Consider the following 6,599-nt stretch of genomic DNA (forward strand, 5'->3'; position numbering starts at 1 on the left):
TGAAGTCGGGAAGATCGGTTTCCGCCCTTTCCACTCTTTCCGCCCTTTCTTTTTTGGCCGGTTCGGCTTTTAACGGCCCGGTTTGGGGAAGGGGCGTTTCCGGTTCCATTGCCGGGGTCAGGCCGGTTGGAGCCGCGGTAAAGCCGGGAGCGTTACTGGCCGGTTTGTTCAGGGTTTGCTGTCTTTCCAGCGCTTTCCTTTGCCGCTCGAGTTCTCTTTGCTGTTTGTCTGCCCAGCCGTTTTGTTCGTCGGGGTTCTGGCTGCCGGAAAACCTCTCTCCTGCTGAACCGAAGTGGTTTTCAAAGTCATTCATGGTTTTCTTCTCCAAAAAAAAAGCCCTCCGGCAACGCCGGAAGGCTTTGTTCAAATACGCGGGGCGCAAAGACCCCGCCACACTTTATTTATACCCGATAGATGATCTTCGGTCAGCTATGGCAGTCGGGATTTCATTCCTTGTTTTCTTCCAGCAGGAGCGCACCGCAAAGTCACCGCCTGTCCTGCCGGTCAAGGGAAGGGCAAGGGTTTCGCTTCATTGGCCGGCCTGTCCTTGCGCTGGCCGCCGTCCGGAAAGGGCAGGGCCATACGGGATGGCCGGGCGGTTTTGCCGGGTATCCGGCGGGCCTGTCGGGAAACGGGTTTTGTCTTTTCCGGCTTACCGGCCCGGATGGCGGAACGCGGCCAGCGTTGCTTCCGCGTTTTGGCAGCCGGCCGCCGCGCTTTTTTCCAGCCACCCGACGGCTTTGTCATTGTCCTGTTTAACGCCTCTTCCTTCGGCGTAGAGGATGCCGAGCCGGTTCATGGCGTCGCCGTCGCCCAGCTCTGCGCCCCGCTCGTACCAGAAAAACGCTTCTTTATCGTTTGGGGGAACGCCGTCGCCGTTTTCAAAGAGGGCGCCCACGAGGTAGGCGGCGCGCCCGTTTTCTCCGGACGGCCGGGTCAGGTGCGGCATGGCTTTGGCGACGTTTTTTTCAACGCCCCGTCCCAGCGCCAGCATTTCGCCCAGCATGGCTTCGCCTTCGGGGTATTGGCTGATCCAGGGTTTCATGAGGAAGGGGGCAGCCAGTTCATACTGGCCGTTTTCAAAGAGGTGCATGCCGCTTTCAACCTGTTTTTGCCGGTACCGGGCACGGGAGCGCAGGAGGGGGAAGAAAAGGAGCAGCAAGAGAAAGCTGAAGGGCTTGACGCTGTCCCAGAAGATGGCGAGGGTGTTGGGCAGGTTCATTTTGGGCCGTGGCGGGATTCCGGCGGTTTTGCCGATGGCGTCGCGCAGCTGGGCGGCCAGCAAGGGGTCGGCGGCCTGATCCATCAGGCCGTTTTCATAAATGTCGGCCAGTTCGGTGAGCGCGGGAAGGTATTGCTGTGCGGCGCTCCGCCGGTACCAGAAGAGCGCTTTCCCGGCGTCGGGTTCGGCAAGCTCGCCATAGCGGTAGATTTCGGCGAGCCGGAACTGGGCTTTTGCATGGTTTTGCCCGGCGGCGCGGGAGATCAGTCCGAAAGCCTCGCGGGCCGTTCGGGCGTCGGGCGGCCCATTTTCAAGGAGCCGTCCGGCCAGCCGGTATTGCCCTTCGGGATCGTTTTTTGCCGCGCTTTTTTCATACCAGTGGCGGGCCTCGGCCATCCGGTTTTCCTTTTCGTATTGTGCGCCCAGTTCGTTCATGGCAGGGGTATGGCCGGCTTTGGCCGAGCGTTCGAGCCAGACGAGGCCGGAAGCCCTGTCGCATTCGGCAAGGCGGCCGCCAAGGCAGTCCATGCCGCGTTCATACTCTATCCTGCCGTTGCCTGACGGGACGGCTTTTTCTGGCAGGCGGGCGGTTTTCCCGGATTGTTTCCCGGCGTCCGGGCCGTTCGGGGCGGGATGGCCGGGTCCGGTTTGCGCTTCAGGATGCAGGCGGCCTTTTTCCGGGGCAAAGAGAGCCGAAGCGCTCGGCTGACTGTTGCTGGCGGAAGCGGCCGGTGAAACGGCGGGCAGGGTCAGGCACGCGAGCGCTACGGCAAGGCAGGCCGGAAAAATCGGGCGAATCGGACGGAAAAGCGGCGGCATGACGGTCGGGCGGGGGTGTTTTCGGGAATTTCTGGCGGCCATGATACAGCATGGCCGGTTTTCGGGAAAGGGCGCGTCTTCGGGCGGGACGTTTTGCCGGCCCGGTTTTGCCTGTCCTGACGCCGGTGGCCAAATCCGTTGCCAAGGGCGGCTTTTTCCGGAGGCGGGGCGGATTTTTTGGCGTTCTTCCCCGGTTTTGGCAGTTCCGAAAGGGCCGGGTATGATAACGTTATGAATGACGGTCATTTGCCGTTTCATTTTTATGGGTGAGGATTTTCATGGAAACCGGGGCGGAAACACGGCTGTTCGGCGATCCGGAATGGATCAGGGACATTCTGGATACCGGCAATACCGGTTTGTGGTCGATTGTGTTCGACATGAAAACCGGCGATGGCAAAATGATCGCCAGCACAACGATGCTGGAATTGCTGGGACTGGACGAACATCCTTCGCCGAAAGCGTGTTATGCGCACTGGTTTTCGCGGATCGATCCGGCTTCGGTGGCGTATATCAGGGACTGTGTCGCGCAGATGGCCGAAACCGGCCGCTTTATGGAAGTGACCTATCCCTGGCGTCATCCTGCCGTGGGCGAGATGCATGTCCGGTGCGGCGGCAAGCTTTTTTCCCGGCAGGGCGATGAAATCGAGTTGCGCGGCTATCATCAGAACATCAGCGAGCTGGTGCAGTTGCAAAGAGACAATATCCGCAAGGAGCGGGAGCTCGAAGAAATCGGAAGGGAAAAGGAGCGGTATAACGCGCTTTTCGAATCGGTCATGTGCGGGATTGTCCAGTACCGATTGCTGGCAAACGGCAGGGTGGTGTTCAAAAGCGCGAATTCCGAGGCGATCCGGATTTTCGGCTATACGCCGGAAGCGTTCTGGGCGGTTGGAGAGTGGAATCTGGAAGATCTGGTGGCGCCTGAAGACTGGGAAGACATCCGCCGCGAGATTTCACGGCTTGAAAAGGTGGGCGACAGTTCGCCTTTCGAGTACCGCTTGCGGAAACGGGACGGGTCTCCCTGCTGGATTATCGGCCGGGCGGAAATTCTGGTCGATGAGGAGGGCGAGGCGGTGTTTCGCAGCGTGTTTCTGGATATCGACGAGAGCAAGAAGGCCGAGATCGAAAACGCGCTTTTGGCCGAGCAGGTGCAGGCCGGCAACGCCTTGCTCCGGCTGGCGCTGGAATACACGCAGGCGTTCGAGTTTTTCTATTATCCGGAAAGCCGCCTGTGCATCATTCCGGAGCGCACGCAAACGCATTACGGCTGCAAGGCGCGTTATGCCGGCATGCCGGAGAGTTTCGCCGACGATTTCGTTGACGGCACCTCGCGCGACGGGTTTATGGCCATGTATGACCGGATTCATGCCGGGGAGAAAACGGCGTCGGCCGATTTCCGGGGACGGAACAGGAATGTCTGGTGCCGCGTCACCTTGTCCACGGTGACGTTTTCGGAAGGCAAGCCGGCGTATGTGGTGGGGATTGTCGAGGATGTGACCCGGGAAAAGACGTTCGAGCTGGAAAATACGGAGCTCCACGGGATTTACGACTATATTCTGAATACCGATTATGACCTGATGGGGGTGGCCGATCTGGAAAAGGGGCAGTACTCGCTGCGCTTTTCCGACAAGTTCGACGACCGGGGCATGCCGCTCAAAGGCGAAATCGTGCAGGGAAATGACTGGATGCTGGAGCGTTTCGTGCATCCGGACGACCGGGCGCGCATGGCGCGTGAATGGGCGGTGGAAACGGTCTTGTCGGCGCTGGAAAAGAGCGACAGTTACACCTATTATTTCCGTTCCGACGACGATCCGCCGCGCTACAAGGAAGGCAAGCTTTCCTATTTCCGGGGGCAGAAAAACCGCCTGCTGCTGACGTTCCGGGACATTCACGACGTGCGCGAAAAGGAAGAGCGGGTACGCCAGACGCTGACCGACGCCCTGAAAGTCGCGGAAAAGGCCAACAACGCCAAATCGGATTTCCTCTCGAAGATGTCGCACGACATGCGCACACCGATGAACGGGATTATCGGGCTGGCGATGATCGCCGGGCAGCACCGGCACGAACCGGAACGCATGAAGGAATATCTGACCAAGATATCGGTCGCATCGCGCCATTTGCTGGGCCTGATAAACGATGTGCTGGATATGTCCAAGATCGAGGCCGGCCGGATCGTTCTGGTCGAGGAGGATTTCGATGTGGTGGCGCTTTTGCGGGATGTGGTCGATATCGTGGCGCCGGACGCGAGAGGGCGGCGGCACGCGATCCGCTTCGAGGTGGACGAAACGGTTTTCCCTTTTGTGAAAGGCGATTCGCTGCGTCTTCAGCAAGTGTTCATGAATCTGCTCTCCAATGCCCTCAAGTTCACGCCGGAAGGCGGCCATATCGGTGTTTCCGTCTCGGAGACGGCTTCCCCGTTCGACGGGTATGGCGCGTACCGTTTCGTTTTTTCCGACGACGGGATCGGGATGTCGCCGGCATTCATGGACAAGCTCTTCTCGCCGTTCGAGCGGGAGGAAAACAGCATGACGTCGCGGGTGTCGGGCACGGGACTCGGCATGCCGATTTCAAAGGCGATTGTCGAAATGATGAACGGCACGATTGATGTGGAAAGCGAACGCGGCCGCGGTACGGTTTTTACGGTGACGGTGCATCTGAAGCACCGGCTTTCCGGGGAAGCGGTTTCCGGAGGGCTCAAAGGGCTGGCGGTTCTGGTGGTGGACGACGATCCGGACAATGCGGAAAAAACCGTGTCGGCGATGGCAGCGGCCGGTTTGCGGGCAGAGAAAACGGTTTCGGCGCGAAAGGCGCTGGCGCTGGCGGTGGACGCGGCGGAAGGGGGCGTGCCGTATGCCGCGCTGGTGCTCGACCTGAAAAATCCGGATATGGACGGTCTGGAACTGGCCCGAAGGCTCCGGCTTCGCCTGCCGGAGGCCACCTGTATCGTCATGGCGCTTCCGTCCGCGGGGGAAGCGGGAGAAGCCGGGGCGAAGCTGGCCGGGGTCGATGTCTGCCTGATGCGGCCGGTGACGCCTGTCGGGGCGGTTTCGGCGCTGGCGGCTTTCCTGACACAGCCGGAAAAGAAAAAGGACGGGGCAACGGCCCGGGATTTTTCCGGCCGGCGGGTGTTACTGGTCGAGGATAACGAACTGAATCTGGAAATCGCGGCCGAAATCCTGAAGATGACGCGCGTGGAAGTGGAAACGGCGGAAGACGGACGGCAGGCGCTGGAAAAGGTGGCGGCTTCGCCCGAAGGGTATTTCGATCTGGTTTTCATGGATATCCAGATGCCCGTGATGGACGGGTATGAGGCCGCGCGGAAAATCCGGGCCTTGCCGCGCGGGGATGTGAAAACGATGCCGGTTGTCGCAATGACGGCCAACGCCTTCCCGGAAGATATCCGGCGGGCTTTCGACGCCGGCATGAACGGCCATCTGGCCAAGCCTGTCGAGCTGGCCGCGCTTTACCGCCTGATGGCGCTCTGGCTGAAATGAGCGGCTTGTGATCCGCGCCCGGTCTTGCCGGGCGCGTGCCGTGCCGTTTGGCGGCGGGAAACCGGCCGGACGTTTTTTTCACCCTGTCTGGCAGGGGCGGCTTTTGCCGCGACAGACAGGGAAGGGCGCGTCCGGACGGGTTTCCTGTGCGATACCCCTGAAATCCGGCGGCAGGCGCGGCAAGTCAGGGGAAATGGCCTGTTTTTGCCGGCCCCGCTTTCCCGCAAGGGAGAACCGTCGATGAGGGAAAAACACGCATCGACCCTGCATCTGGTTTGTCCCCGGCGGCAGGGCGGCGTGGCGTCGCGCCGAATGCCGGATTTAAGCCGGAAAAGCGTCACGCGGGGCACGCAGGGACTGGCCGGACGCGCCATTTCTGGCCGTCCCTTGCCGCAATCCGGAACAAGCCCAACAAAAACAAACCCGGCATCCCCGGCCAACCGGAAACGCCCGCCTGAAAAACAAACAAACGGCCCGCCAAAGGTTTCATGTCTCACGTTTGGCGGGCCGTTCAACAGGACGGCTTTTCCCTTTTTATGTCCGGGTTGCTGTCCGGGTTGAGGTTCGGGCGTCGCTCAGAACCGGTAGTTGACTTCGAGGTGGCCGGCCACCCCTTCCATTCTTCCCATGTAGCCCTGGACTTTCGCATCGACTCTCCAGGGGCTTTCCGCTTCCGGACTGAATTCAACCCCGATTTCCCCTATTCCCGTGTCGCCTTTCAGGCTGGATTCTTCCAGTCGGTAGCCATAGACGCTGCCTCTCGCTGTCCCCGAAAATTCGTGTTCCCATGCCACTCCCACGTAGGGGGTGTACTGCCTGTCGGCTTTGTATTTCAGTTTGGCGCCCACTTTGCTACGGTGGCTGTCGATGTCGTCGAACCGGTACGGGTCTCCCGCTATGCGGGTATGGTAGCCTTCCAGTCTTGTCCACTGGTAGCCTGCGCTGATGTCCAGTTCGGCTGTTTCTGTCACGCCAAGGGTGTAGCCGAGTTCGATGCCCGCTCCGTAGTAGTTCGCTTTTTTGTCGTAGCTTCCTCTTTTTCCGCTGCTGTCTCTCAGGTCGCTGTC

At 60.2% G+C, this 6,599-nt stretch carries 5 protein-coding genes; 1 reads left to right on the forward strand and 4 read right to left on the reverse strand.

What is annotated here, in order from left to right:
* Nucleotides 1–313 (reverse strand): hypothetical protein (locus OFAG_RS14105; protein ID WP_020994974.1); only part of this gene is annotated, 313 nt, incomplete at its 3' end.
* 339 nt (nt 314–652) lie between these two features.
* A complete protein-coding gene (locus tag OFAG_RS06445; RefSeq protein ID WP_005877161.1) occupies nt 653–2,083 on the reverse strand; it encodes a tetratricopeptide repeat protein in 1,431 nt (476 codons plus the stop codon).
* Nucleotides 2,084–2,319: 236 nt separating this feature from the next.
* Here OFAG_RS06445 and OFAG_RS06450 point away from each other — a divergent pair, with 236 nt between their 5' ends.
* A complete protein-coding gene (locus OFAG_RS06450) occupies nt 2,320–5,532 on the forward strand; it encodes a response regulator (protein ID WP_005877159.1) in 3,213 nt (1,070 codons plus the stop codon).
* Here the strand turns inward: OFAG_RS06450 and OFAG_RS06455 are convergent.
* Together OFAG_RS06455 and OFAG_RS14325 are read right to left on the reverse strand one after the other, a co-directional pair.
* Nucleotides 5,502–5,906: a hypothetical protein gene (locus OFAG_RS06455; RefSeq protein ID WP_147617681.1), complete on the reverse strand. Its 405-nt coding sequence runs from the start codon at nt 5,904–5,906 to the stop codon at nt 5,502–5,504. The genes OFAG_RS06450 and OFAG_RS06455 overlap by 31 nt on opposite strands.
* Before the next feature lie 201 nt (nt 5,907–6,107).
* Nucleotides 6,108–6,599 (reverse strand): autotransporter outer membrane beta-barrel domain-containing protein (locus OFAG_RS14325; RefSeq protein WP_020994976.1); only part of this gene is annotated, 492 nt, incomplete at its 5' end.

It is taken from the genome of Oxalobacter paraformigenes, assembly GCF_000158475.2.
GTDB classification, from domain to species: domain Bacteria; phylum Pseudomonadota; class Gammaproteobacteria; order Burkholderiales; family Burkholderiaceae_D; genus Oxalobacter; species Oxalobacter paraformigenes.